The organism is Rhizobium sp. CB3171, assembly GCF_029714265.1.
Lineage (GTDB): Bacteria > Pseudomonadota > Alphaproteobacteria > Rhizobiales > Rhizobiaceae > Rhizobium.
The window spans coordinates 704,218-729,587 of record NZ_CP121652.1 but is presented as its reverse complement, the minus strand read 5'-3'; the positions used below and the strand labels follow the sequence as shown (position 1 = coordinate 729,587).

19 protein-coding genes are annotated in these 25,370 nt (G+C 61.0%); 6 read left to right on the top strand and 13 right to left on the bottom strand.

Going from position 1 to position 25,370, the window contains the following annotated elements; translation table 11 throughout:
• Positions 1 to 16 precede the first annotated feature (16 nt).
• Positions 17 to 907: a uracil-DNA glycosylase gene (locus QA648_RS03605; protein WP_104822461.1), complete on the top strand. Its 891-nt coding sequence runs from the start codon at positions 17 to 19 to the stop codon at positions 905 to 907.
• Positions 908 to 1,049: 142 nt separating this feature from the next.
• Complete coding sequence (locus QA648_RS03600; protein WP_283049669.1) at positions 1,050 to 1,241, top strand: hypothetical protein; 192 nt, start codon at positions 1,050 to 1,052, stop codon at positions 1,239 to 1,241.
• 397 nt (positions 1,242 to 1,638) lie between these two features.
• Here QA648_RS03600 and QA648_RS03595 read toward each other — a convergent pair whose 3' ends face one another.
• Positions 1,639 to 2,514 (bottom strand): hypothetical protein, encoded by an 876-nt coding sequence (locus QA648_RS03595; RefSeq protein ID WP_283049668.1) that lies wholly within the window; start codon positions 2,512 to 2,514, stop codon positions 1,639 to 1,641.
• Between the two features lie 339 nt (positions 2,515 to 2,853).
• Between QA648_RS03595 and QA648_RS03590 the strand changes: the two genes are divergently transcribed.
• The 4 genes from QA648_RS03590 (at position 2,854) to QA648_RS03575 (ending at position 10,761) form a co-directional block, all read left to right on the top strand.
• Entirely contained in the window at positions 2,854 to 4,092 is a 1,239-nt protein-coding gene (locus QA648_RS03590) for an MFS transporter (RefSeq protein WP_104825032.1), read from the top strand.
• Between the two features lie 192 nt (positions 4,093 to 4,284).
• Complete coding sequence (locus QA648_RS03585; RefSeq protein WP_283049667.1) at positions 4,285 to 5,394, top strand: methyl-accepting chemotaxis protein; 1,110 nt, start codon at positions 4,285 to 4,287, stop codon at positions 5,392 to 5,394.
• Positions 5,395 to 5,567: 173 nt separating this feature from the next.
• Positions 5,568 to 8,216, top strand: a complete 2,649-nt coding sequence (gene pepN, locus QA648_RS03580; RefSeq protein ID WP_283049665.1) for an aminopeptidase N — start codon at positions 5,568 to 5,570, stop codon at positions 8,214 to 8,216.
• Positions 8,217 to 8,445: 229 nt separating this feature from the next.
• Positions 8,446 to 10,761: a PAS domain-containing sensor histidine kinase gene (locus QA648_RS03575; protein ID WP_104822457.1), complete on the top strand. Its 2,316-nt coding sequence runs from the start codon at positions 8,446 to 8,448 to the stop codon at positions 10,759 to 10,761.
• A gap of 104 nt (positions 10,762 to 10,865) precedes the next feature.
• On the opposite strand, the gene QA648_RS03570 is transcribed toward QA648_RS03575, so the two are convergent.
• The 12 genes from QA648_RS03570 to QA648_RS03515 form a co-directional block, all read right to left on the bottom strand.
• Positions 10,866 to 13,826, bottom strand: a complete 2,961-nt coding sequence (locus QA648_RS03570) for a bifunctional [glutamine synthetase] adenylyltransferase/[glutamine synthetase]-adenylyl-L-tyrosine phosphorylase (protein WP_283049661.1) — start codon at positions 13,824 to 13,826, stop codon at positions 10,866 to 10,868.
• A 138-nt stretch (positions 13,827 to 13,964) separates the two neighbouring features.
• Positions 13,965 to 15,380, bottom strand: coding sequence for an ATP-binding protein (locus tag QA648_RS03565; protein ID WP_283049659.1), 1,416 nt, complete (start codon positions 15,378 to 15,380; stop codon positions 13,965 to 13,967).
• Positions 15,377 to 16,135 carry a response regulator transcription factor gene (locus QA648_RS03560; protein ID WP_104822454.1) on the bottom strand — a complete coding sequence of 253 codons (759 nt, stop codon included), beginning with the start codon at positions 16,133 to 16,135 and terminating at the stop codon, positions 15,377 to 15,379. The genes QA648_RS03565 and QA648_RS03560 overlap by 4 nt, the downstream gene beginning before the upstream one ends.
• A gap of 146 nt (positions 16,136 to 16,281) precedes the next feature.
• Positions 16,282 to 17,835, bottom strand: a complete 1,554-nt coding sequence (locus QA648_RS03555) for a Do family serine endopeptidase (RefSeq protein WP_104822453.1) — start codon at positions 17,833 to 17,835, stop codon at positions 16,282 to 16,284.
• 174 nt (positions 17,836 to 18,009) lie between these two features.
• Positions 18,010 to 18,456, bottom strand: a complete 447-nt coding sequence (locus tag QA648_RS03550) for a cytochrome c-type biogenesis protein (protein WP_283049656.1) — start codon at positions 18,454 to 18,456, stop codon at positions 18,010 to 18,012.
• A 53-nt stretch (positions 18,457 to 18,509) separates the two neighbouring features.
• A complete protein-coding gene (locus tag QA648_RS03545; RefSeq protein WP_283049654.1) occupies positions 18,510 to 20,498 on the bottom strand; it encodes a heme lyase CcmF/NrfE family subunit in 1,989 nt (662 codons plus the stop codon).
• On the bottom strand, positions 20,495 to 20,944 hold the full coding sequence (gene ccmE / locus QA648_RS03540) for a cytochrome c maturation protein CcmE (RefSeq protein WP_104822450.1): 450 nt from the start codon (positions 20,942 to 20,944) through the stop codon (positions 20,495 to 20,497). The genes QA648_RS03545 and ccmE overlap by 4 nt, the downstream gene beginning before the upstream one ends.
• Positions 20,941 to 22,092: a c-type cytochrome biogenesis protein CcmI gene (gene ccmI / locus QA648_RS03535; protein ID WP_283049652.1), complete on the bottom strand. Its 1,152-nt coding sequence runs from the start codon at positions 22,090 to 22,092 to the stop codon at positions 20,941 to 20,943. Before ccmI ends, ccmE begins: the two co-directional genes overlap by 4 nt.
• Positions 22,093 to 22,187: 95 nt before the next feature.
• Positions 22,188 to 22,622, bottom strand: coding sequence for a hypothetical protein (locus tag QA648_RS03530; protein WP_104822448.1), 435 nt, complete (start codon positions 22,620 to 22,622; stop codon positions 22,188 to 22,190).
• Positions 22,623 to 22,713: 91 nt separating this feature from the next.
• Positions 22,714 to 24,111, bottom strand: a complete 1,398-nt coding sequence (locus QA648_RS03525; RefSeq protein ID WP_283049650.1) for a HAMP domain-containing sensor histidine kinase — start codon at positions 24,109 to 24,111, stop codon at positions 22,714 to 22,716.
• Entirely contained in the window at positions 24,101 to 24,772 is a 672-nt protein-coding gene (locus tag QA648_RS03520; RefSeq protein WP_104822446.1) for a response regulator transcription factor, read from the bottom strand. Before QA648_RS03520 ends, QA648_RS03525 begins: the two co-directional genes overlap by 11 nt.
• 137 nt (positions 24,773 to 24,909) lie before the next feature.
• A complete protein-coding gene (locus QA648_RS03515; RefSeq protein WP_104822445.1) occupies positions 24,910 to 25,158 on the bottom strand; it encodes a hypothetical protein in 249 nt (82 codons plus the stop codon).
• Positions 25,159 to 25,370 lie beyond the last annotated feature (212 nt).

Genomic DNA, 25,370 nt, shown 5'->3' with positions numbered 1-25,370 from the left:
TGGTTAGAGTTCGTCCATGATCTCCGCCAACGACCTCACTCCGGCTGAACTTGCCGCCCTTCTGCATTTTCATGCGGATGCTGGCGTCGAATGGCTGCTCGAAGAGGAGGCCGTTGATCGCTTTGCCGAATTCGCGGCGATGAAGGCCGCTCGCCAAGGCACCCGGCCAGCAGCCCAGCCGCGTGCCGAGACACCACCGCCTGCGACACGACCCGCGGCGCAGCCGGAACGTCGCCAGGCCGCGCAGCCTGTCGCTGCACCGATGTCGCCGCGAAGCGCACCCGCCATCCCCGACGAGCAGGCCGTCGAACAGGCCCGGTTCGCCGCCGAAAGCGCCCGGTCATTGAACGAACTCAAGACCGCGCTGGAAGCGTTCAATAGCTGCAATCTGAAAAACAGCGCACGCTCGACCATCTTCGCCAGCGGCAGTGCCGAAGGCCGGGTCATGGTGATCGGCCCGATGCCCAGCGCCGACGACGACCGCGAAGGCCTGCCCTTTGCCGGACGAACCGGACAATTGCTTGACAAGATGCTGGGCGCCATCGGTCTGCAGCGCGACGGCATCCTGCTCACCAATGTCATTCCGTGGCGGCCGCCAGGCAACCGTGCGCCGTCGGCGCCGGAAGTCGAGATATGCCGCCCCTTCATCGAGCGGCAGATCGCGCTCGCGGAGCCAAAAGCCCTGCTGCTGCTCGGCAATTTCACCGCCCGTCATTTCTTCGAAAGCAACGAAACTATTCACGGCCTGCGCGGACAATGGCGGGAAGTGACGATAGCCGGCCGGACGATACCGGCAATCGCCAGCCTCCACCCCCAGGAACTGTTGACTGCGCCAATCAATAAGCGCTTGGCTTGGAACGATCTTTTGACCTTCAAAAGTCGGATCGACGCCGGAGATTCGGACTAATTTTTCACCAATATTAACGGAAGATGAAACTTGTTATGCATTCTTTGCATGGCAGTCTTCCGGTCGCGTGCATTGCGGAATCAATGCTGCACTGCAATATATCCGGTGTGTCTTGGGAGGAAATTTGAAAGGAACCAAGGCCATGACTGCTCGTTTCCGTCCTATCCATAGCGGGTTTGATACCCTGCGCCGCGTCATCGTACCCGTGCGCGCCACCAATGGTCATCGCAGCCTCGGCATTGCCGCCAATGAGCAGATGACTGCTCGCGGCACCGGCATCTCCGCTCGGGTTGCTCGTCCGACCGCTATATTCGCCGATTTCCGCGAGTGCTAACCAATGAAAAGCTGAGGCAAATCAAGGCTTCGCATTGTAGTTTGCAGATGCTTGATATTCCGAAGCGAGTATGAAGTTCCGCGAAATTCGCGACAGCATCGTGTATGATTTTGTTTCAGGGGTGACATCGTGTCTTTAGGTTTGCGTTCTTTTTTCACTCTTCTCGATTCCGTGGGACATATCGGCTCCGCGGTGCGCGCAGCAGAGGAATTCGAGCGCTCCCGCAGCCTGCGCAAGGCCGATCAGCGCGAGCTGAGCCCCGCACGTACAGTGGCTGCAAGCATCCCCCTATAGGTTTGGAAAGAGCGAGGTCGATGATCCCGCTCTTTTTTCGGATTTTCATAATAGATTTTCATGAAGAGCAGCGCCGGGCCTAGCCCGGCGTTTTTTTTGCGGTTCATTGTTCAGAAACCGCCTGCGCCGCCATCGATTGCGCCCACGCAAAAGCTTCATCCACGGCAGCCAGTTTCACTGCCTGCCAGCGGCAATATTCGTCCAGGAAGTCGCGAGACATCCAAAGGCGCGTCTTTTTCGGTTCGTCATACCAGCCCAGACTGCCGCCATCGGCAGCCTTGCGCAAAAGGCGCTGCAAATGGGTGCGCGACATCATGAACTGTGCAGCGATTGCCCGCGTATCGATGCGGCCGAGATTGACGCGTCCGTCTACTTCCGTACCCAGGTCCACCCGAGAGACGAGATGGTCCATCACCAGCCCCCCTGCTTCCGTCCAGAGAAACAAGCCGACACGCTCTGGCGGCTCGCGCCAGGCGGTCGTCTCTAGACAGCGGCGCGCCATGCGCGGCTGCGCCACGTCGACCAGTACCGGATGGGCGGCAAGCGTCGCGGCGCGGTTCTCATTGTCCAGCAGGTCAAGCGCGGCGAGATTGGCGAGATACCAACTGATCATTGCGGTGTGGCTAACCTCGGCCGGTGCGTAACGGCGCGGACGCCGGACAACGCCAGGGGCGGGCACGAGGAAGCGATAGGTCAGCAGTTCCTCGATATAGCTCAGCACGGTGTTGCGGCTTGCGACGCGGTATTGCGTGATGACATCGCGAAGCTTGACGACGGTCAGACCAGAGCCGGGTATGGCCGGATCATATTCGAGATGAAGAGCGTAGGCCGTCTGGGTCAAAAGCCAGCGCTGATGCGAGGCCAACAGGCGTGCGATCCGCGGGCCGCTGTCGTAGCGATCCCGCAAAGCCTGCGCCAGGAAACGCAGGGAGGGGACGAATTCGGGATGGCAAGCAAGTTGCTCGACGGAAAAGCTCAATCGGGCCTCCTTATGGCGCCCTTCTAAAATACAAAACGGAAGGAATAGTTCTCATATTTTTTGATTAAACCTGCCGTCACAGATCGAAGCCCCAGATATCCGATAGCATGCTATAGTTATCTGAAAACACTGATATCGCAAGAAGTTAAACAAATAATTTAAGTTTAAAACCATTCTTTCGCCATCATCTTTTTCAATGACCATTCAAGACGAGGGCCACAGATCAACCACCCGCGTCATATGCCGTCGCGATTGATCGCGCATCATTGCTGGGATAGAGCAAGATGCGTTTTTTGCGATGCGCATCTGCTTCAACCAATCGACCGGAATCCCGCTCCAATGCTGGCCAGCCTCGTCTCGATCGCCAGTCTGATGTTGTCAACGCTGTTGATGATGTTCGGCTATGGCTTGATGAACTTCGTCGTGCCGATCCGCTCCGTGGCGGAAGGCTGGTCGACCTTCACCATTTCGGTGATCGCCACCGGCTACACTTTCGGCTTCACCATATCCTGCATCATCACACCGCGTTTCGTGCAGCGGGTCGGACATGTGCGCGTATTCGGCGCCTTGATCTCGCTGCTCAGCATCGGCATTCTGCTGTGCGCATTGATGGTCGATTGGCGCGCCTGGCTGGCCTTCCGCTGCATCAGCGGCTTCGGCATCGCCGGCGCCTATCTCATCATCGAAAGCTGGTTGAACGAGCGGGTCACCAACGATAACCGCGCGACCATCTTCTCGGTCTATATGATCACCTGCCTGGTCGGCTCGATCGGCGGACAATATCTGGTACCGCTCGGCGATCCCAGCAATACCTCCCTCTTCATCCTGTGCGGCGTCATCTTCGCGCTGGCGATGCTGCCGACGGCGCTATCGACCGCGAAATCGCCGACGCCGATCCATCAGGCCAAGTTCGACCTGCCGAAACTTTACCGGCTGTCGCCGATCGCCTTCGTCGGCTCGCTGCTGTCGGGCGCCCTCTCCGGCACCTGGAGCAGCCTTGGCGGCGTCTATACCCAGAATGTCGGCATGAACACGGCCGAGGGCGCGACGTTGCTCGCCTGCGTGCTCGCCGGCGGTGCCGTGTCGCAAATGCCGATCGGCCGCATATCAGACCAGATGGACCGCCGCTACGTAATGATCGTCTGCGGTGTTATCGGCATCCTTGCCTGCGTCACCATGACGTTGTTCAACGCGCATGGGCAATTGACGCTCTATGTCGCCGGCTTCTTCATCGGCACCGTGCTCTATCCGATCTACGCACTCAATGTCGCTCATGCCAACGACCGCGCGGCGCCGGATGAATATGTCACCATTTCCAGCGGTATCATGCTGCTCTACGGACTGGGCACGGTCTCCGGACCGCTGGTCGGCGGCGCGATGATGCAACTCGCCGGCCCATCCGGCCTTCTCTGGTTCCTGGCCCTCGCCTTTGCGCTATATGCCGGCTATGCGGGGTGGCGCATCGCCATGCGCAAGCCGAACGAAGGACGCATCGAAAAGACGGACTTCCAGTCCATACCCCTGCCCGTCCGGGGCGGCGAACCGACGGGGCGCCGGATGCAGTCTACAGCCGACTGAGCGCGTTGAAGCTGCCCGTCGGGACCTTTTTTGGGCCAAAAACGGTATAGTTTCCGAACTGACGGCCGCATTAACCTTTTAAAAACCATAAGCACTTCAATTTAATTTCACCGCGGTCAATAATGCCTGCGGCGGCGGCATGTATTTTCAAACGCCTACTTCAGCCTTTACTATTTCCGAGGTTTTCATTCGATGACAGCAGCCCAATCGATGGAGCGGCGTCCTGAGCAGCGTGCGGTAACACCGCGCTCGATGCGGGTCGTCACCGAAGGCATCGGCAAGGATCTGGAGCGATTCAGCAGCGACAACACCAATGTCGTCAAGCAGATCAAGCTTCTCGCGATCAACGCGCTCATCGAGGCGGCCCGCGCCGGCGAAACCGGCAAGGGCTTCGCGGTGGTCGCCAACGAGGTTCAGCGCCTGGCGCAGATCGCAACCGACATCGCGAGTAAATTTGAAGATAACGTTCTCGGCCGTATCGGTGTCACCCGCGGCATGGCCGAAGCGCTGGTCGGGGAGATGGAAGGCGTTCGGTTGACCGATCTTGCCCAGACGCTGGTGCAGCTCATCGTCCGCAATCTCTTCGAGCGCACCGCCGACGTCCGCTGGTGGGCGACCGACATTGCGCTGTGGGAGGCGCTTCAGGACCCGCAGCCGCAACGCCTGGCCTTCGCCGCCGAACGTCTGGGTGTCATCAACCGCTTCTATACGGTCTATCTCGATCTGGTCGTGACCGACATGAAGGGACATGTCATCGCCTCGGCCAATCCCGCCTACCAGCGCAAGCTCGCGGGCGCCAATCTCGCCGCGGATCCCTGGTTCAGGGCAGCCGTCGCCTGCCAATCGGGTGACGACTATATCGTCGACGAAGTCAAACCCAGCGAGTTGCACGACCGGCGCAATGTGCTCGTCTACGCTACCGGCATTCGGGAAGGCGGACGAACAGATGGCCGACAGATCGGCACGCTGGGCGTCTATTTCGACTGGCAGAACCAGGGACAGGCGATTGTCGACAAGGAGGCCAGCCTACCGCCACAGGTCGCCGAAAAGACCGTGGTGATGCTGCTCGACGGCAAGAAACGCGTCATCGCCTGCAGCGATCCGAAATTGATGTTCTCGCATTTCGCGCTCGCCAATCCCGAGGGCATGGCGCGGGGCAGCTATTACGACAATAACGGCGCCATCGTCGCTTACGCAAAGACGCTCGGCTATGAAGACTATGATGGACTTGGATGGTATGGTGTCGTCGTGCAGCAAACGGAAGCCGACGATGCGATCAAGGCGGCCTTCAATCTGAAATGAGATGTGGCCTTCCTGATCAAATACTTCCCTCGCCATCACAAATCGTAGTGGCGCGGTGATATGACTTTAACTTTGGTTCAGATTTCGATGTAATGATGCGCGCGGATTTGCCTCCGAAGCGCTGCTTCGGATCAACGCCGCCCGCCGCAGTATGAGCCTGATCAGGATAGACCATGCGAACAGACACCGGCCAGATCGTCCATCTGGCAGATTACCGTCCCACCGACTTCGTTCTGGAACGCGTGGACCTCACCTTCGATCTGCACCCGACCGAAACCAAGGTCGAAGCGCGGCTGATCTTTCATCGCCGCGAAGGCACCGACACCAAGGCGCCGTTAGTGCTCGACGGCGACGAGCTCACCCTTTCGGGACTGCTGCTCGACCAGATCGAAGTTCCGGCCGGGCAATTCGAGGCGACGGCGGAAAGCCTGACCGTCCGCGACCTGCCGGAAAGCGTGCCTTTCGAGCTGACGATCACGACGGTCATCAACCCCGAAGCCAACACGCAGTTGATGGGACTTTACCGCACAGGCGGCATCTATTGCACCCAATGCGAGGCCGAGGGCTTCCGCCGCATCACCTATTTCCCGGATCGCCCCGACGTACTTGCTCCCTATACGGTCAACATCATCGCGGATAAAGCGGCCAATCCGCTGCTGTTGTCGAACGGCAATTTTCTCGGCGGGGCCGGTTATGGCGAAGGCAAGCACTTCGCCGCCTGGTTTGATCCGCATCCGAAGCCCAGCTATCTCTTCGCGCTTGTCGCCGGCAATCTCGGCGTAGTCGAGGATACGTTCGTCACGATGTCCGGCCGTGAAGTGGCGCTGAAGATCTATGTCGAGCATGGCAAAGAGCCCCGCGCAGCCTATGCCATGGATGCGCTGAAGCGCTCGATGAAATGGGATGAGGAGCGGTTCGGTCGCGAATACGATCTCGACATTTTCATGATCGTCGCCGTCTCCGATTTCAACATGGGGGCGATGGAGAACAAGGGCCTCAACGTCTTCAACGACAAATACGTGCTGGCCGATCCGGAAATCGCCACCGATGCCGACTATGCCAATATCGAGGCGATCATCGCGCATGAATATTTCCACAATTGGACCGGCAATCGCATCACCTGCCGCGACTGGTTCCAGCTCTGCCTCAAGGAAGGCCTGACGGTCTATCGCGATCACGAATATTCCGCCGATCAGCGCTCGCGGCCGGTCAAGCGCATCGCCGAAGTCCGTCATCTGAAATCGGAGCAGTTTCCGGAGGACAGCGGCCCGCTTGCCCATCCGGTTCGCCCGACCAAATATCGTGAGATCAACAACTTCTACACGACGACAGTCTACGAGAAGGGCAGCGAAGTCACCCGCATGATCGCCACCCTCCTCGGCCGCGATCTATTCAAGAAGGGCATGGACCTCTATTTCGACCGTCACGACGGCCAGGCGGTGACGATCGAGGATTTCATCAAATGTTTCGAAGATGCGAGCGGCCGCGACCTGACGCAGTTCTCGCTCTGGTACCATCAGGCCGGCACGCCGCTGGTAACCGCCTCCGGCACCTATGACGCCGGCGCCAAGACCTTCGCGCTGTCGCTTGAACAGATGGTGCCGGCCACTCCCGGCCAGCCGAACAAGGAACCCATGCATATCCCGCTGCGCACGGCGCTTTTCGCTGCGGATGGAACGTTGTTAACGCCGACATCGGTGACCGGCGCGGAACTGACCGACGACGTCCTGCACCTGACTACGCGGGCGCAGACGGCAGTCTTCCACGGCATTCCCTCGCGGCCGGTGCTGTCGTTGAACCGCAGCTTCTCGACACCGATCAATCTGCAATTCAGCCAGAGCGCCAAGGACTTGGCGCTGATCGCTCATTATGAAACCGACCATTTCGCACGCTGGCAGGCGCTGATCGACCTTGGCCTGCCGAACCTGCTGCAGGCCGCCCGCGACGCGCGCCAGGGCATCCCTGTCACTTGTGACGCCGCATTCATCGATGCGCTTCTGGCGGCGGCAAGCGACGAGAGCCTGGAGCCAGCCTTCCGCGCCCAGGCGCTGGCTTTGCCGAGCGAAGCCGACATTGCCCGCGAACTTGGCGGCAATAACGATCCGGACGCAATCCATGCCGGCCGTCAGGCGATCCTCGCGCTGGTCGCCGAAGCCGGAAAAGAGATCTTCGCTTCACTCTATGACAACATGCAGACACCCGGACCCTTCAGCCCGGATGCCGCAAGCGCCGGACGCAGAGCATTGCGGAATGCCGCGCTCACCTATCTGTCGCAGTCGGACAATGCGCCGGCTCGCGCCAAAGCGGCCTTTGATGCGGCGAACAACATGACCGATCTCAGTGCCGCCCTGACGATCCTCGCCCACCGGTTTCCGGAGACGGCGGAGGCCAAGGCGGCGCTCGAGACCTTCCATGATCGCTTCACCGGAAACGCGCTGGTCATCGACAAATGGTTCGCCATCCAGGCGGCTATTCCGGGCGCGGCGACCTTGGAGCGCATCCAGGGCCTGATGGAAACGCCGCTTTTCAAGCGCACCAACCCCAACCGCATGCGCGCGCTCGTCGGCACCTTCGCCTTTGCCAATCCGACCGGCTTCGGTCGTGCGGATGGAGCCGGCTATCGCTTCCTCGCAGAGCAAATCCTCGACATCGACCAGCGCAACCCGCAGTTGGCGGCACGCATTCTGACCTCCATGCGTTCCTGGCGCTTGCTGGAACCCGTTCGTGCCGATCACGCCCGCTCCGCTCTGATGCAAATCGAACGCGCCGCCAACCTTTCGACGGATGTTCGCGATATTGTGGATCGCATCCTCAAGGAGTGAATTTCACTTGCTTGTCCGAGATCAAAGCGGGTGATTTGAGCCCGCTTTTTTCAGCCGGAACGAGTCCCGCGCGCCGTCGCCTTACCATTGCGAGTGCAAAAAGCCTCGAAATCGCATATGGTTAAGAAAGTTTTACCCTCCCCTCTGGACAAGGCGAATCACGAGTGATTCATTAAGGCAGATTCGGGCGAGCGGCGCAGCGAATCACACGAGGGACAAGGCTAGAGCGATGGTGGACGTGCGGCGGGCAACCGCGGCCGATGGGCGGCTGCGTGTTAATTTCGACGGTCTGAAATCCTGGCATAGCGGTGTTACCGATCGAGCGGGCGTACGGGCGGAAACGGTTTCGCGCCGTTTTCCGAAGGCCGAACATATCCTGAAACGGGTAATTCCCGTCCTCATCGTCTCCTTTCTGATGGTGGTCGCCGCCTCGCATTTCTTCGGCATGATGATGGAGCATGGGCGGATGACCGCGGCTGCGCGCCGGGCGACATCGCTTTCCATCGCCGCCGCTTCCGCGGCCTTTTCCAACGATGCCAGCCTGTTCCAGATCGGCGACCGAAGCGGCGCGGAAAAGAAACTTGCGACTTACCTTCCGCAGGACCGGCTCGACACCGGCGCCTTCGTCCTTCTCGTGCAGGCGAGCGGCCGTGTCTTCGGGTCGTCTGCCGCCGGCTCCGCCTATATCGGCTTGACCATCTCCGATTTCTTCCCCGAAGTGTCAGCCATCCGAAGTTTCGGCGACCATGCCGGCGTGATCGAGACAATGATCGACGGCGCGCCCTTCTACGCGGCGATTTCCTTGATCGGAGACAAGGGCGATTTCGTCCTGTCGGCCGCCTCGATGGAGCAGATCGACAAGCTCTGGCGCGATGAGCTGACGCTGAATGTCACGCTTTTTGCCGGCATTTCCTCCATCCTTCTCGTCATCCTCTATGCCTATTACACCCAGGTGAAACGGGCGCGCGATGCCGACGAGATCTTCCTCGAATCCAATCTGCGCGTCGAGACCGCACTGTCACGCGGGCGCTGCGGTCTCTGGGATTTCGATTTCGCCAGCCGCGAATTCTTCTGGTCGCGGTCGATGTACGACATGCTCGGCCTGCCGGCCGCCGACCGGCCGCTCTCCTTCACCGACGCGGCCCGGATGATGCACCCCGATGATAACAGCCTGCATGTGCTGGCCCGATCGGTCACCCGCGGCACCGCCGGCCAGGTGGATCAGATCCTGCGCATTCGTCATGCCAAAGGACATTATGTCTGGATGCGTGCCCGCGCCCAGGTCATCCGTACCAATTCCGGTCATGTCCACATGATCGGCATCGCCATGGACGTCACCGAACAACATCGGCTGGCTCAGCGCTATGCCGAGGCCGACCAACGTCTGGCCGATGCGATCGAATGCACTTCGGAAGCTTTCGTGCTTTGGGACAAGAATGACCGCCTGGTCATGTGCAACGCCCATTTCCAGCAAGCTTACGGCCTGCCGGACAATGTGCTGGTGCCGGGCACCGAACGCGCCGTGGTCAACGCCGCCGCGGCCCGCCCGGTCATCGAGCGGCGCATTGTCGATCCCGGCCGCTCCAGCCACTCGCAAACGACGGAAGTGCAGCTTGCCGACGAGCGCTGGCTGCAGATCAACGAACGCCGCACCCGCGACGGCGGCCTCGTTTCCGTCGGCACCGACATCACCCAGTTGAAGCGCAACCAGGAACGCCTGCGCGATTCCGAACGCCGGTTGATGGCGACGATCAACGATCTTTCCGCCTCGCGACAGATCCTCGAGCGGCAAAAGGCGGAGCTTTCGACCGCCAACACCAATTACCTCGCAGAAAAGGAACGCGCCGAAGCTGCCAATAAGGCCAAATCGGAATTCCTCGCCAACATGTCGCACGAACTGCGCACGCCGCTCAACGCCATTCTCGGCTTCTCCGAAATCCTGCAGGATCAGATGTTCGGTCCGCTGGGCTCGGCGAAATACAATGAATATGCCAAGGATATCCACGACAGCGGCAAGCATCTGCTGAACGTCATCAACGACATTCTCGACATGTCGAAGATCGAGGCGGGCCACCTCAAGCTCTCCTGCGAGCGGATCGATCTTGCGCCGTTGATAGAGGAGTGCCTGCGCTTCACCTCCATTCCGGCCGCCTACAAGAACATCCTCGTCGAACAGCGCATTTCCTCCGGTATCAAACTGACGGCGGATCGCCGCGCCATGAAGCAAATCCTGCTCAATCTCCTTTCCAATGCCGTCAAGTTCACCAATGACGGCGGCCGCATCGCGGTGCGCACGCGCAAGGTCGGGGACGCGGTGATGTTAACGATCGCCGACACCGGCATCGGCATCCCGAAGTCGGCGCTCAGCAAGATCGGCCAGCCGTTCGAGCAAGTGCAGAACCAATATGCCAAGAGCAAGGGAGGCTCGGGCCTTGGCCTCGCCATTTCCCGGTCGTTGACGACACTGCATCACGGCCGCATGCGCATCCGCTCGCGCGAAGGCATCGGCACCTTGATTGCCATTCGCATTCCCGATCACGGCTGAGCTAAAGCGTATCGCGATCTCTGGGATTCGCTCCTTGCACTTTAAGCCTTGATTTTGCGCATGTCGTTAGCGCAAAATCGCTGCGCGCTTTTGCGCGACATGCTTTAGGCTCTCACTACCGACTGGAAGACTTTCCGCACCGCTTTCGAAAGTCGCTTCAGTTCCGCTTCCAGCGTCTTGATGTCAGGGCAATCGCCGGCGCGGCAAACCAGCTCGATCAGGCCGGAAGGCGCCTTGTCCGGATCGAACGGGCCATCGACACAAAGCCGGATCAACTGCGACAATTCGGTATAAAGATGCAACGCCTCCAGGCAGAGGTCGAGATCGTTGCGGTCCATCAGGCTGCCGCCGAGCAATTTTAGCGCCTCGCCGGTGCTGAGGCCATTGGCGTCGATCCCGACGCCCCGGGCGGGTGCGATCAGCCGAAGATACTGCGCGATGAATTCGATATCGATCAGGCCGCCGGGTATGAGCTTCAGGTGCCAGATGCTCACGGGCGGCTTTTCCTGTTCGATCAGCCCCCGCATCTCGGCGACATCCTTGGCGATCTTGGGAATATCGCGCCTTGCCGAAAGCACCTCGCCGATGATCCGCTCCGCATTCAGCACGAGATCCGCGTCGCCGCAGATCAGGCGCGCACGGGAGAGCGCCATATGCTCCCAGGTCCAGGCCTCTCCGCGCTGATATTTCTCGAAGGAATTGATGCGCGTTGCGACCGGGCCCTTGTTGCCGGACGGACGCAGGCGCATGTCGACTTCATAGAGCACGCCCTCCGCCGTCGGCGCGGAGAGCGCAGCCATCAGCCGTTGGGTGATGCGAGTGAAATAGCGCGTCGCATCGAGCGGCTTCGGCCCGGTGGATTCGCCGGCTTCATCGTCATAGTCGTAAAGCAGGATGATATCGATGTCTGAACCGGCGGTGAGCTCGAAACTGCCGAGCTTGCCCATGCCGACGATGGCAACGCGACCGCCTGGATAATCGCCATAGGCCGCCTGGATTTCCTTCATCACCGCGTTCAATGCCGCTTCCACGATCAGATCGGCAAGATAGGTAAAGGCACGGGCGGCCATGGCGCCAGCGATCGCGCCTGTCAGGAGACGGATGCCGATCAGGAAGCGCTGTTCCGAGGCGAAGATGCGCAGCCGGTCCAGCACCTCCTCGTAGTGTACCGCAGGCGCCAGAAAGCTTTTGATCCGCTCGGCCAGATAGTCGCGCGTTGGCAGCTCCGCCATCAGGCCGGGATCCAACATGCCATCGAAGACATGCGGCTTGGCGGCGATGATTTCGGCAAGCCGCGGCGCCGACGACATGATATTGACGATGAGCGAAAGCAGCGCCGGATTTGTGCTGAGCAGCGAGAAAAGCTGGATGCCTGCCGGCAGGCCGGAGATGAAACTGTCGAAACGCAGCAGCGCCTCATCTGCCCGCTTGCTCTCACCGAACACGCGCAGCAATTCCGGCGTCAATTCAGTCAATCGCTCGCGCGCCTCGACCGATTGCGTGGCGCGATAGCGGCCATAGTGCCATGTCCGGATGACATGGGAGATATCGGAGGAGCGCTCGAAGCCGAGGCGATGCAATGTCTTCAGCGTATCGGGATCGTCGCCCTGACCGGTGAACACGAGGTTGCCGGTTTCGGTCGAAAGCTTGGTCTCCTGCTCGAATAGACGGGCATAACGCCGCTCCACCGTCTTCAGCGTGGCAACCAGCGCCTCGGAAAAACCGGACAGATCGGAAAAGCCCATCATGAAGGCGATACGCTTCAACTCGACATCCGTTTCGGGAAGCAGATGCGTCTGCTCGTCGCGCACCATCTGGATGCGATGCTCGACATCGCGCAGAAACCAATAGGCTTCCGTCAGTTCGTCGCGCGTTTCCGCATCTATCCATTTCGCCTTGGTCAATTCCCCCAATGTTTCCTCGGTGGCGCGGCAGCGCAGTGCCGGCATGCGGCCGCCGGCGATCAACTGCTGCGTCTGCACGAAGAACTCGATCTCGCGGATGCCGCCGCGGCCAAGCTTGACATTGTGACCCTTGACCGCAATCGCCCCATGACCCTTGTGCGCATGGATCTGCCGCTTGATGGAGTGGATGTCCGATATCGCCGCGTAATCGAGATATTTGCGGAAGACGAAGGGCACGAGGTCGCGGATGAAGGCCTGGCCGGCGGCAATGTCGCCGCCGACGGCACGCGCCTTGATGAAGGCGGCGCGCTCCCAGTTCTGTCCCCTGCCCTCGTAGTAGATCATTGCTGCATCGACGGGGATGGCAAGCGGCGTAGACCCCGGATCGGGACGCAGGCGGAGATCGGTGCGAAAGACGTAGCCGTCGGCAGTGCGCTCCTGCAGGATACGCACCAGGCGGCGCATCAGCCGCGGGAAAATGTCGATCGCATCGTCGGGATTGGCAACGATACCCGCCATTTCGTCGAAGAAAATAACGAGGTCTATATCGGAGGAATAATTCAGCTCCTCGGCGCCGAGCTTGCCCATGCCGAGCACAATGAGGCCGGAGCCACGGCTCGGCGTGGAAGGATCGCGAACCGTGATCTTGCCGGCTTCGTGCGACGATAAGAGCAGATGATCGATCGCTGCCGAAATCGAGGCTTCGGCAAGGGCGGTCAGCCAGCGCGTCGTCGCTCTTCCGTCGAAAATGCGGGCGAGATCGGCAAGCGCGATCAGGAATGAGGCACGGCGTTTGGCGATGCGCAGGCGGCTCATGACCTCGGATTCCGAAGGCGACGGTGCGCCATCTTGCGCCGGCAGCCAGGCGCGGCGAGCCTCGGCTACCAGGGCCTCGATCTGCGGCGACAACGGCTTGCTGATGGCTGCGACGAGGAGCGCCGGGTCGAGATTGGCCATTTCGCGGAGATGGGGCGAGAGCGTCAACGCGGCGAAGATGAAGTCGCGCAACGGGCTGTCACTCCCGAGAAGAGCGGCGATGGCAGGTTCCGATGTGGCGATATCTTTGAGGTCGGCGAGCGTCGCTTTCAGCTCCGTCTGGTTGAGCGGGCGAAGCCGCCCGGGCGGAACATCCTGCAGAAAATCGCTTTCCGTCATCGTCATGCAGCTCTCCTCCTACTGCGCCGCGCGTCCGAGCGGACGTGCTAGGCACGCAGTAACATCTTGAATCCTGCGTGATCTCCAGGATCGGAAGCCGATATGGAGACCCTGTATGAAGCAATCCGGTAGGGCAGGATTAATCTATTGTTCCTGCGTGGGGAAGATCATGGTTACCGTCAGACCGCGCGCGTTTGTACTGGCCGGGTCGGTATCGGAAAGTTCGAGCCGTCCACCATGCAGCTCCATCACCGCTTCCACCAGAGCAAGACCAAGGCCGGTGCCAGGCTTGGAGCGGCTCTCGTCCAGACGGAAGAAGCGTTTGACCACATCCGCCCGCTGATGGGCAGGAATGCCCGGACCATGATCCGCGACGGCGAGGTTTACGGCACCCGGCGTACGCGAGAGTTTCAACACGACCGTCTGTTTGCCCGGACAGCCCGAGGCATATTTGACGGCGTTGTCGATCAGATTGAAAATCGCCTGGCCGATCAGCTCGCGATTGCCCTGCACCTCGACATCGGGCTCGATCTCGGTCGTCAGCGCCAGACCCGCTTCTTCGGCTACCGGCTCATAAAGCTCGGCCGTGTCCGCAACGATGGAGGAAAGGTCGATGCCGGTCATCTCGGCGGCCACGGAACCGGCCTCGACGCGAGAGATCATCAGCAGCGCATTGAAGGTGCGGATCAATTGGTCGGACTCGCCGATAATGCCCTCAAGCGCGACACGGCGCCCTTCGCTGTCGGCATTGTCGAGCGCGCCCGCGGCCTTGTTGCGCAGCCGTGTCAGCGGCGTCTTCAAATCATGGGCGATGTTGTCGGAGACCTGCCGCAAGCCTTCGTTCAGTTTCTCGATGCGCTCCAGCATGGCGTTCAGCGATGCCGACATGCGGTCGAATTCATCGCCGGAGCCGCCGACCGGCAGCCGCTGTGAGAGATCGCCGGCCATGATCTTGCGGCTGGCATCGGTCATGCGGTCGATGCGCTTCAGCGCGTTGCGGCCGATACCGAACCAGATGACCAGCGCGCCGAGGCCCATGATCGCCAGCGCCAGCATCAAGGCTTGCCGCACCAGCACCCGGAACCGCTCCGGTTCACCAAGGTCGCGACCGATCAGAATGCGCAGGCCGTTGTCGAGAAGGAAGATATTGGCGATCGCCAGGTGCCGTCGTTCAGGGTCGGTGCCGGTGTCGGTATAGCGCTCATAGATGAAGGGCAATTCCGTCCAGCCGGCTTCGCCGAGGACGCCTGGCTGCACCGAGGCGACATTGCCGGCCAGGATATCGCCGGAGGGGCTGGCGATGACATAGAGATTGGCGCCCGGCTGGCGCGCGCGACGCTCCATCGTGCGCAGCAACAGGTTCAGCCCGCCGACATCGTAGGCGCGCTTGACCTGATTGACCTCCTGCTGCACGGCGTCGCGGATTTGCCCGGTCAGCAACCGCTCCGACATGGCCGTTACGTAGAAGACGAGCGTGGCGGCGCAGAGCGCAAAAAGAAGGATGTAAAGGGCGGACAGGCGGACTGCGGTAGACTTGAAGAGAACGCGAAAGCGGCTCATCCCTCGTCCTTGATCATGTAGCCGGCGCCGCGGATCGTCTTCAGCAGCGGCTGGCTGAAGTCCTTTTCGATCTTCGAACGCAGGCGCGAGACGTGTACGTCGATCACGTTCGTCTGGGGATCGAAATGGTAATCCCAGACGTTTTCGAGCAGCATGGTGCGCGTCACTACCTGGCCGGCATTCTTCATCAGATATTCGAGCAGGCGGAACTCGCGCGGCTGGAGAAGGATCTCCTTGCCGCCGCGGCGAACTTCATGCGACAGCCGGTCGAGCTCCAGATCGCCGACACGGTAGAGAACATCCTGTTCCGGCGTGCCCTTGCGGCGGCCGAGGACTTCGACGCGGGCGAGCAATTCGCTGAAGGCGTATGGCTTCGGCAGGTAGTCATCGCCGCCGGCACGAAGGCCGGTTACGCGGTCGTCGACCTGGCCGAGAGCGGAGAGAATGAGAACAGGCGTATGCACGCCTTTGCGACGCAGCTCGCTGATGACGGAAAGGCCATCGCGGCGCGGCAGCATGCGATCGATGATGGCGACATCGTAAGCGTTCTCCGTGCCCATGAACAGGCCGCTCTCACCGTCGCTCGCATGGTCGGCGACAATGCCGGCCTCGCGAAACGCCTTGGTGAGATAGGCGGCAGCCTCGAGATCGTCTTCGATAATCAAAATCTTCATGTGGGCAACATTACCCGCCGGCGATGCCTCAGCACAACCGGAATCGGAAAAGTTCACAGTATGTTGGCCAGCGGTTGTCATCTTCTACCTGCCCTGAAAGCCGTTCGTCGATAAGCCATGGTCCTGCACGAAAACTATTGCGCCTGTTTGGAAACCACGCCCTGGAAACAAAGGAGCCGCGCAAGCCGTGGCCTGCGCGGCTCCCAATGCATTCAATTGGCCGAAAATCAGCCCGCAGTGATCGGCAGAGCGACGAAGCGGCTGCCGTCGTTGGACTGGATCTGGAACAGCGCGCGGGTGCGGCCGTCCTTCTTCGCCTGATCGATGACCTTGGCAATGTCTCCGGCATTGGAGACCTGCTGGTTGTTGACCGAGGTGATCTTCTCGCCTTCCTTCACGCCCTTGTCGGCGGCGTCGGAGTCCGGATCGACGCCGGTGATCGCGACACCCTTACCGTCATCGGACGGACCGACGGTGAGGCCGAGATCGGCAAGCGCCTTCTCCGAAGACGGCTGCTGCGGCTGGGGCTGCTGCGAATTGTCGTCGTTCGAAGCCTGGTTCTGGTCGGCCGGCAGCGTGCCGAGTTCGACGGTGACCGACTGAGCCTTGCCGTTACGCCATAGCGAAACATCGACCTTGGAGCCCGGCTGCATCGCGCCGATACGGCGGGCGAGATCGCGCGGATCCTTGACCGGGTCGCCGTTAACGGCCGTTACGACGTCGCCGTTCTTGATGCCTGCCTTCTGGCCCGGAGAGCCATCCTGCGGGGATACGACGAGCGCGCCGTTCGGCTCGGACAGGCCGAGGGATTCGGCGATATCCTTGGTTACCGGCTGGATCTGCACGCCAAGCCAGCCACGCGATACGGTACCGCTCTTGATCAGATCGGTGACAACGTTCTTTGCGGTATCGGCGGGGATTGCGAAGGCGATGCCGACGCTGCCGCCTGACGGCGAGAAGATGGCGGTGTTGATACCGACGACCTGGCCGTTGAGGTTGAAGGTCGGGCCGCCCGAGTTGCCACGGTTTACGGCTGCGTCGACCTGGATGAAGTCATCATAGGGACCGGAGCCGATATCGCGGCCGCGGGCCGAGACGATGCCGGCTGTGACCGTGCCGCCAAGACCGAAGGGGTTGCCGACGGCAACGACCCAATCGCCGACGCGAACCTTGTTGTCATCGGCCCAGTTGACATAGGTAAACTTCTTGCCCTTGCCATCGACCTTCAGCACCGCGAGGTCGGTGCGCGGGTCCTTGCCGATCAGCTTGGCATCGAGTTCGGTGCCGTCATTGAGAACGACGACGAAGGCCGCGCCGTCGGAAACAACGTGGTTGTTGGTGACGAGATATCCGTCTTCGGAAATGAAGAAGCCGGAGCCCTGGGCAACCGGGCGCAGGCGGCCCTTATTGTCCGGCTGGCCTTTCTGCTGGCCCTGTTGCTGGTTATGCCCCTGCTGCTGTTCGAACTGCTTGAAGAACTTCTTCAGCGGATGATCATCCGGCAGTTCGTCGAAGCCACGGCCGAGGCCGAAGGAATCGTCTTCATCAGCGACCGGATTGACGCGGGATTCGACGCGAACGGAAACGACTGCCGGAGATACGGCGTCGACGACATTGGCGAAGCTCGGGACCTGCGGGGCCTGGACATTGACGGCATCGGCATAGGAGCGGCTGATTTCAGCGGGAACGCCAGTGGCGAGAGCAGCGACAGCGAGGCCGGCGACGACAGAAGCTTTCATAGCCGTGCTACGGGACAAAGCGTCCTTGATATTCCTGAACATATGCGAGTTACCTTTTCTTCTCTCGTCCGATTTCTCTTTGCCGATGGAACCGGCGGTGATGGGTCATGGGCAAGATATAGGCCTTCCGACCTTACAGCGAACTGTCCGACCAATGAAAAATTCGTAATGTAGCGAAATGTTTTCGATGGGGTAAAGACAACTTGTCGTGCAATGTCACTTGCCGAGGATCTCGTTGAGACGTGCTTCTTCCTCTGCCGTTAGCTGCGTGCCCGTCGGCTTACCCACGCGGCGCCGGGCATAGATGACAAGAGCGATCCCACCGAGAATAAAGAGAGCGGCCGGTGCGCCCCAGAGCAACAGGGTCTTTTCGCTGAGGCGCGGCTTCAGCAGCACGAACTCGCCATAGCGGGAAACGATATAGTCGAGCACCTGCTTGTCGCTGTCGCCAGCAACGAGGCGCTTGCGCACCAGGAGACGCAGGTCGCGGGCAAGATCGGCATTGGAATCGTCGATCGACTGGTTCTGGCAGACCATGCAGCGCAATTCGGCCGAAATCGTCCGCGCCCGGGCCTCAAGGGCCGGATCGGGAAGAACTTCGTCGGGATTGACTGCAAAGGCGGCGGTGGGAGCAAGAAGTAGAACAATAAGGAGCAGACGCATAAGCGCTTTTACCTTCTCCCCCACGGGGAGAAGCGGAATTAGCCGCACGCGCCTCATTCCGCCGGCTCCATCGCCGGACGGACCGGCTTTGCCTTGCGGCTCGGCGCGCCGACGCGCAGGCGGCGGTCGCTTAGGGAAACGAAGCCGCCGAGCGCCATGACGATGGCGCCGCCCCAGATGCAGATGATGAAGGGCTTCCACCAGATGCGCACGACCATGCCACCATCATTGGTCGGATCACCGAGCGAGACATAAAGCTGGCTGAGGCCAAGCGTCAGAATGCCGGCCTCGGTCGTGGCGGTGCGGCCGGCGGTGAAAAGTCGTTTGGAGGACGAGACGTTGGCGATGGCGACGCCGCCGCGGCTGACCGTAAACCGGGCACGATCCTCGGTGTAGTTCGGGCCGACGCCGGGCTGGATGCCGTCGAAGTGCAGCGTATAGCCGCCAAGCTCGGCCGTGCCGCCCGGCTTCATCTCGGTGATGTTTTCGGACTGGAATGTCGTCACCGCGACGATGCCAAGCACGGTGATGCCGAGCCCGGCATGGGCGAGCGCCGTTCCGAAGGCCGAACGCGGCAGACCGACCAGACGCCGCCACGCGATATTCCCCGCCATCTTGCCGATACCGGCGCGGTACCAGAGATCAGCCACTGCGCCGAAAACCAGAAAGAAACCGGCGGCCAGGCCGAAAACGGCAAGCACCGGTCCGCCATGGCGGACGTAGAACAGGGCGAGACCCGTGATGAGGGCAAGGCCTGCGGCGACATAGAGCCGCTGCAGCACGCCGAGCAGATCACCGCGTTTCCAAGCAAGCAGCGGCCCGAAAGGAACCGCGATCAGGATCGGCGTCATCAGCAGGCCGAAGGTCATGTTGAAGAAGGGCGGGCCGACGGAAATCTTGTCGCCGGTGAGTGTTTCCAGCGCCAGCGGATAAAGCGTACCCGTCAGCACCGTGCCGCAGGCAACCGTCAGAATGAGGTTGTTCAACACCAGCGATCCCTCACGCGAGATCGGGGCGAACAGGCCGCCGGCGGCAAGCTTCGGGGCGCGCAGGGCGAAAAGCGACAACGCCCCGCCGATGAAGATCAAGAGGATGCACAGAATGAAGATGCCACGCGTCGGATCGCTGGCGAAGGAATGCACCGAGGTCAACACGCCGGACCGCACCAGGAAGGTGCCGAGCAGCGACAGCGAGAATGTCAGGATCGCCAGGAGTATCGTCCAGATCTTCAGCGCATCGCGCTTCTCCATGACGAGCGCTGAATGCAGGAGCGCGGTGCCGGCGAGCCAAGGCATGAAGGAGGCGTTCTCCACCGGGTCCCAGAACCACCAGCCGCCCCAGCCAAGCTCGTAATAGGCCCAATAGGAGCCCATGGCGATGCCGAGCGTCAGAAAGGTCCAGGCAGCCAACGTCCAGGGGCGAACCCAGCGCGCCCAGGCAGCGTCGATACGGCCTTCGAGCAGAGCGGCAACGGCGAAGGAGAAGCAGACGGAGAAGCCGACATAGCCAAGGTAAAGCAGCGGCGGATGAACGGCCAGGCCGATATCCTGCAGCACCGGATTGAGGTCCTTGCCCTCAGCCGGGGCCGGATTGAGACGGAGAAACGGGTTGGAGGTCAAAAGGATGAAGATCAAAAAGGCGGCCGAGATCCAGGACTGCACGGCAAGCACATTGGCGCGCAGCGTGTCCGGCAGGTTGCGCCCGAACAGCGCCACCAGGGCGCTGAACAGTGCCAGGATCAGCAACCAGAGCATCATCGATCCTTCGTGATTGCCCCAGACGCCGGAGATCTTGAAGATCAGCGGCATCAGCGAATGGGAATTTTCCCAGACGTTCAGTACCGAAAAATCGGAGGCGACATAGGCATAAGTCAAAACGCCGAAGGAAAAGGCGACCAGTGCGAACAAGACGACGGCGCCGACCGGCGCAATGTCCATCATCGACAAGTCGCCTCGCCGTGCGCCGATGACCGGGATGATCGAGAGGATGATCGCGGTCGCAAGCGCCAACACCAGCGCATAGTGTCCGAGCTCAATGATCATTGGCTGGCTTCCTCGCCCTTCCAGACGCCGTCCGCCTTCAGCTTGTCGGCGACTTCTTTCGGCATATAGCGCTCATCATGCTTGGCAAGCACGCTGTCGGCAACGAAGATGTCGCTGCCCGGCTCGAACCTGCCTTCCGTGACCACACCCTGCCCTTCGCGGAAGAGATCCGGCAGGATACCATTATATTTGACCTTGATCGCATCCGTACCGTCGGTGACGGAAAACTGCACCTGCGTTCCGTCGCCGCGCACCACGCTGCCCTGGCCCACGAGACCGCCGAGGCGGATCAGCGTACCGGCGTTGACCGGGTTCTTGGCGAGGTCGGCCGGCATATAGAAATAGGCGACGGACTGGCTGAAGGCGAAGAGAACGAGCAGCACTGCGGCGGCGATGAAGCCCATGCCGCCGGCAATGACAGCCAGACGTTTCTGCTTGCGGGTCATTGCTGCGTCACCTCCGTCGGCAGTCCGAGCTCCTTCGCCAATGCCAGAAGCTGCTTGCCTTCGCCGCCGTCGGCCGGGAAAGTCTTCAGGCTCCGCTTCAGCGCATCCACCGCGCGGTCCTTGTCCTTCAGCACGGCATAGGAGCGGATCAGCCGCATCCAGCCTTCGAAATTCCTGGGATCATCCTTGAGCTTGGCGTCGAGGCTCTCGACCATGCCGCGGATCATCTGCTGACGGTCGCCGCTGTTCATCGCATCTGCGGCGGCAACCTGCTCGCTGGTCGGGTTTCCGGGCGCATTGGCATTTGCCGAATCTGCCGTGGCGGTATCGGCCGCGCCGCCATTCTTGACGATATGGTCGTTGACGGCAGCCATCCAGGGCGCGCCGGGCGGCGATTGTTTCGCCAGCGCCTCGAAGGCCGTCTTTGCTTGCTCCGCCTTGCCATACTGCTCCAGCGCCAAAGCGAGATAGAAGAGCGCTCGGGGATTGTCGGCATCAAGCGCAAGGGATTGCTGCAACGAGCTGCGCGCCTCCGCCGTCACGATGCCATCGGCCTTCATGATCAGAACTTCGCCCAGATTGCCAAGCCGCTCGGCATTGGGACCGAGCAGACGGATGACATTGCGATAGGCGAGTTCCGCGTCGCCGATGCGGCCGGTCTTGAGGTAGATCGGCGCGAGCACTTCCCAACCCTTGCCGTCATCCGGTTGCTGCGCCAGATGCTGCTCGACCTTGACGATCGAGATGGCGAGATCGTTGCCGGGATGTTCGAGGCGCGCTTGCAGCGGCTGCGACGGCAGGCCGGGATTGCCCTTCACAAGATAGAGACAGAGACAGACGACCGGCAGCAGGACGATGATGAAGGCCTGGGAAAGGTAATGGCCGCGGGCTGGCACCTTCGCGGCACTCGGTCCGGCGCCTGAAACGGCAAGTAGACGGCGGCCGATTTCAGCGCGGGCATAGCCGGCCTCTTCCTGCGAAATCAGGCCGCCCGCAAGATCGCGGTCCAGCTCGCGAAGTTGATCGCGATAGACGGCAGCCTCGCCGGCACGACCGTCATCAGCCACCTTTGCTCCACGCAAAAGGGGGGAGAGCAGGATGGCACCGACAACAGCCGTCAGAACGGCCACGAGAATCCAGAACAGCATAGACGCCCAATACTTTAACAGGCCGCTTATTCCAACCGTCAAAGCCGCATTGACGAAGATTTGAGGCGTTTAGCCGCGATTTTCAGGCGGGGGATCTAATTCAGCGGCGTCCACGTACCGTCGTCGTTGCGGCAGGCAGCTCCCCTCGCCTGGGTCGGCTTGTCGTCGACCGTGATCGTATGGGTGTATTGGCGGCAATTTTGCGAGCCGACCTGATAGGGAGCGGCGGCCACGACCTCGCCACGGACGTTCTTGCCCGTCCAGGCGACAGGCTGACCGAGCGGCGCGGTTTCCAGCGCCCGATATTCCGCTTCCAGCGCCCGTTGCTTGTCATTGTCGCTGAGCTTGATGCCCGTGCGGCCGACGATGCCGCCCTCCAAGGCCGAGATATAGCGCGCCGAGGAGGCTGGTTTAGCGGAGGAAGATAGAAAGCCCGTCACGCCGCCTTTGCCGCTCGTGGTCGAGCAGCCGGAAAGGGCGATAAGGGCAAGAAGGGACGGGGCAATCAGAAAAAAAGTGCGAAGCTTCATACAACCGAACCAGTATCAACGAGCAAAACTAGAGGTACTGCGATGCGGCATCACTATGGCGCACCGCGTCTTTCTGGCATCATGCCGCGCGTCACGCAACATCCTTTGTTACCCCCGGTAGAATTAGGCTGGCGCGAAGTCCGCCCCAGGAACCACGGGACAGCTCGAACCGCCCCTGATATTCGTTGGTGATCTCGCTGACGATCGACAGGCCGAGACCGGTGCCGGGCTTGCTTTCATCCAGCCGGCGGCCACGCTTCATCGCCTCGCGGATCTGATCCGGCTCCAGGCCCGGCCCATCGTCCTCGACCACCAGCTCTACCCAGTGCTGTCGCGCCGGATCGATGCCCTTTACCTCGGCTGGCGCTTCGTTGGCGGCGACGCGCACCTTGCGTTCGGCAAAACGCGCGGCGTTTTCCAGGAGATTGCCGACCGTCTCCTCCAGATCCTGCTGCTCCATGGCAAGCGACAGGTGCGGCGAAACGGAAAGCTCGAATTCCTTATCGGCATTGAGCCGCCGCATGACGCGCACCAGCCGCTCCAGCGCCGGCTCCGCGTCGGTGCGGGCCAGCACGGATTCGCGCTGGGCGGCGATGCGGGCACGGTTGAGGTAGGATTGCACCTGCCCCTGCATGACCTCGGCCTGGTTCTTGACGAGATCGCCGTGCGAGCGTTCCAGCACGCGGGACTCGTTCAACAAAACCGCGATCGGCGTCTTCAGCGAATGGGCGAGGTTGCCGACCTGCATGCGCGCTCGCTCCACAATGCGGCGGTTGCTGTCGATGAGGGCATTGACCTCGTTGGCGAGCGGCAGGATCTCACGCGGGAAATCCCCATGCAATCGCTCGCTCTCGCCGGCGCGGATGCGCTCCAGCGCCCCGCGCGCCTTATCGAGCGGCATCAGGCCATAGAGAATGGCGAGAGCGTTGACGACGAGACTGCCAACGCCGAAGCCGACGAGTGCGAAATAGAGGCTATGAGAAAAATTGCGGACATCGTCCTCCACCACCGCGACATTGCCGGTGACGCGAAAGCGCGCGGCGCGGCCATCGGTATCGAGCACGACTTCGGTCTCGGCAACCTGTACCTGGTTTCCAAAGGCGTCGGTGACGATGTAGTAGCGCTCGTAATTCTTATCGAAAGGCGCTTCCAGGACCGAGAGAACGGGCAAGCTCGACGCACCGAGCGAGGGCGAAACCAATGGCGTCGCCGTATAGGTGCCGAGCGGTTCGACCATCCAGTACCAGCCTGTCTTCGGCTGAGCGAAACGCAGGTCGCCGAGCTGAGGGCTGCCCGACAACGCCCCTTGGTCACCGATCGTCACGGAGTTGATGACGTTATAGAGCTGCGCTCTCAGCAGGTCCTGAAAACCGCGTTCGGCGCTCTTGCGATAGATATTGGAAATGACGAGGCCGATCACCACCAGCGCCACGGCGGACCAGAGTGTGGTCAACAGCAGAACGCGGGCGGTGAGTGACTTAATTCGCATTGGTCGGCGCTTGGATACGATAGCCGAGACCCCGCACTGTTTCGATCAGGTCGACACCCATCTTCTTGCGCAGACGGCCGACGAAAACTTCGATCGTATTGGAATCGCGGTCGAAATCCTGGTCGTACATATGCTCGACCAGCTCCGTGCGCGAAACGACTTCGCCCTTGTGATGCATGAGATAGGCAAGCAGCCTGTACTCGTGCGAGGTGAGTTTCAGCGGCTTGCCGTCGACCGTGGCCTTCGAGCTCTTGGTGTCGAGACGCACCGGGCCGCAGATGATTTCCGATGACGAATGGCCGGCGGCGCGGCGGATCAGCGCCCGGATTCGGGCCAGTACCTCTTCTACGTGAAAAGGCTTGGCGACATAATCGTCGGCGCCCGCATCGATGCCGGCGACCTTGTCGCTCCAGCGATCGCGAGCCGTCAGGATCAATACGGGCGTCCCCCGCCCCGCACCGCGCCACTTCTCCAGTACCGTGATCCCGTCCATTTCCGGCAGGCCGATATCGAGGATGATGGCGTCGTAGGGCTCGGTCTCACCCAGGAAATGCCCCTCCTCGCCGTCGAAGGCGGTATCGACCACATAGCCCGCCTCTTTCAAGGCTTCGGCAAGCTGCCGATTCAAGTTGATATCATCTTCGACTATAAGAATGCGCATCTTCCGACCCAATTTCCCTGGTTTGAGAAATAGTACTGCAAATGAGGCTCGCGTGGAATCACTCGGCCATTAAAGATTTTTCCTGAGATTCAAAGCGTTAGAGAGTCCTTTACGCGGCGGCGTGAAAGTGTTTCCACCTACATCGGCACCTTCATGGTTACCTTGCGCGGCCGCTGGCCATTACCCTGGACGAGAACGGTGATGACACAGCTATCGCCTGACGGCTGTGCAGAAAGGAGCTGTCCCCCCGTCTTTGCAACCACCTCGGCGGCAGCCTCGCTGCAGTCGCTGTTCGCACGCGCCACCAGGGTCGGCGTCGGCGTCGGCAGAACAGCCGAGCCGGCCATGATGGCGGCCGCTGCTGCTATGCTCAGAAATGATGCCATGCTCCAGACTTCCCACGGGGACATTAACTTGAGCAAATATTTACCCAAACGCGTCTGAATGGCAAATGAATGGGGCGTAATTTTCCACGCGCAGAACGTGCGGTCGGACGTCCATCCCATCTAGGATCTTGCGCCAATTCGACCCGACAGTGGCGATATCAACGATGGGAAGGCGGCGGCCCACCAAACGCTCCAAATCTCTGCCGCCGCCC

Excerpts from the sequence above, each read along its gene's own strand:
- ccmE (WP_104822450.1), bottom strand. The coding sequence starts at position 20,944 with ATGACCCGCAAGCAGAAACGTCTGGCTGTCATTGCCGGCGGCATGGGC.
- QA648_RS03515 (WP_104822445.1), bottom strand. The coding sequence starts at position 25,158 with ATGGCATCATTTCTGAGCATAGCAGCAGCGGCCGCCATCATGGCCGGC.
- QA648_RS03570 (WP_283049661.1), bottom strand. The coding sequence starts at position 13,826 with ATGACGATGACGGAAAGCGATTTTCTGCAGGATGTTCCGCCCGGGCGG.
- QA648_RS03550 (WP_283049656.1), bottom strand. The coding sequence starts at position 18,456 with ATGCGTCTGCTCCTTATTGTTCTACTTCTTGCTCCCACCGCCGCCTTT.
- QA648_RS03600 (WP_283049669.1), top strand. The coding sequence starts at position 1,050 with ATGACTGCTCGTTTCCGTCCTATCCATAGCGGGTTTGATACCCTGCGC.
- QA648_RS03530 (WP_104822448.1), bottom strand. The coding sequence starts at position 22,622 with ATGAAGCTTCGCACTTTTTTTCTGATTGCCCCGTCCCTTCTTGCCCTT.
- pepN (WP_283049665.1), top strand. The coding sequence starts at position 5,568 with ATGCGAACAGACACCGGCCAGATCGTCCATCTGGCAGATTACCGTCCC.
- QA648_RS03585 (WP_283049667.1), top strand. The coding sequence starts at position 4,285 with ATGACAGCAGCCCAATCGATGGAGCGGCGTCCTGAGCAGCGTGCGGTA.
- QA648_RS03520 (WP_104822446.1), bottom strand. The coding sequence starts at position 24,772 with ATGCGCATTCTTATAGTCGAAGATGATATCAACTTGAATCGGCAGCTT.
- QA648_RS03590 (WP_104825032.1), top strand. The coding sequence starts at position 2,854 with ATGCTGGCCAGCCTCGTCTCGATCGCCAGTCTGATGTTGTCAACGCTG.
- QA648_RS03565 (WP_283049659.1), bottom strand. The coding sequence starts at position 15,380 with ATGAGCCGCTTTCGCGTTCTCTTCAAGTCTACCGCAGTCCGCCTGTCC.
- QA648_RS03560 (WP_104822454.1), bottom strand. The coding sequence starts at position 16,135 with ATGACAACCGCTGGCCAACATACTGTGAACTTTTCCGATTCCGGTTGT.
- QA648_RS03605 (WP_104822461.1), top strand. The coding sequence starts at position 17 with ATGATCTCCGCCAACGACCTCACTCCGGCTGAACTTGCCGCCCTTCTG.
- QA648_RS03575 (WP_104822457.1), top strand. The coding sequence starts at position 8,446 with ATGGTGGACGTGCGGCGGGCAACCGCGGCCGATGGGCGGCTGCGTGTT.
- QA648_RS03525 (WP_283049650.1), bottom strand. The coding sequence starts at position 24,111 with ATGCGAATTAAGTCACTCACCGCCCGCGTTCTGCTGTTGACCACACTC.
- QA648_RS03555 (WP_104822453.1), bottom strand. The coding sequence starts at position 17,835 with ATGTTCAGGAATATCAAGGACGCTTTGTCCCGTAGCACGGCTATGAAA.
- ccmI (WP_283049652.1), bottom strand. The coding sequence starts at position 22,092 with ATGCTGTTCTGGATTCTCGTGGCCGTTCTGACGGCTGTTGTCGGTGCC.
- QA648_RS03545 (WP_283049654.1), bottom strand. The coding sequence starts at position 20,498 with ATGATCATTGAGCTCGGACACTATGCGCTGGTGTTGGCGCTTGCGACC.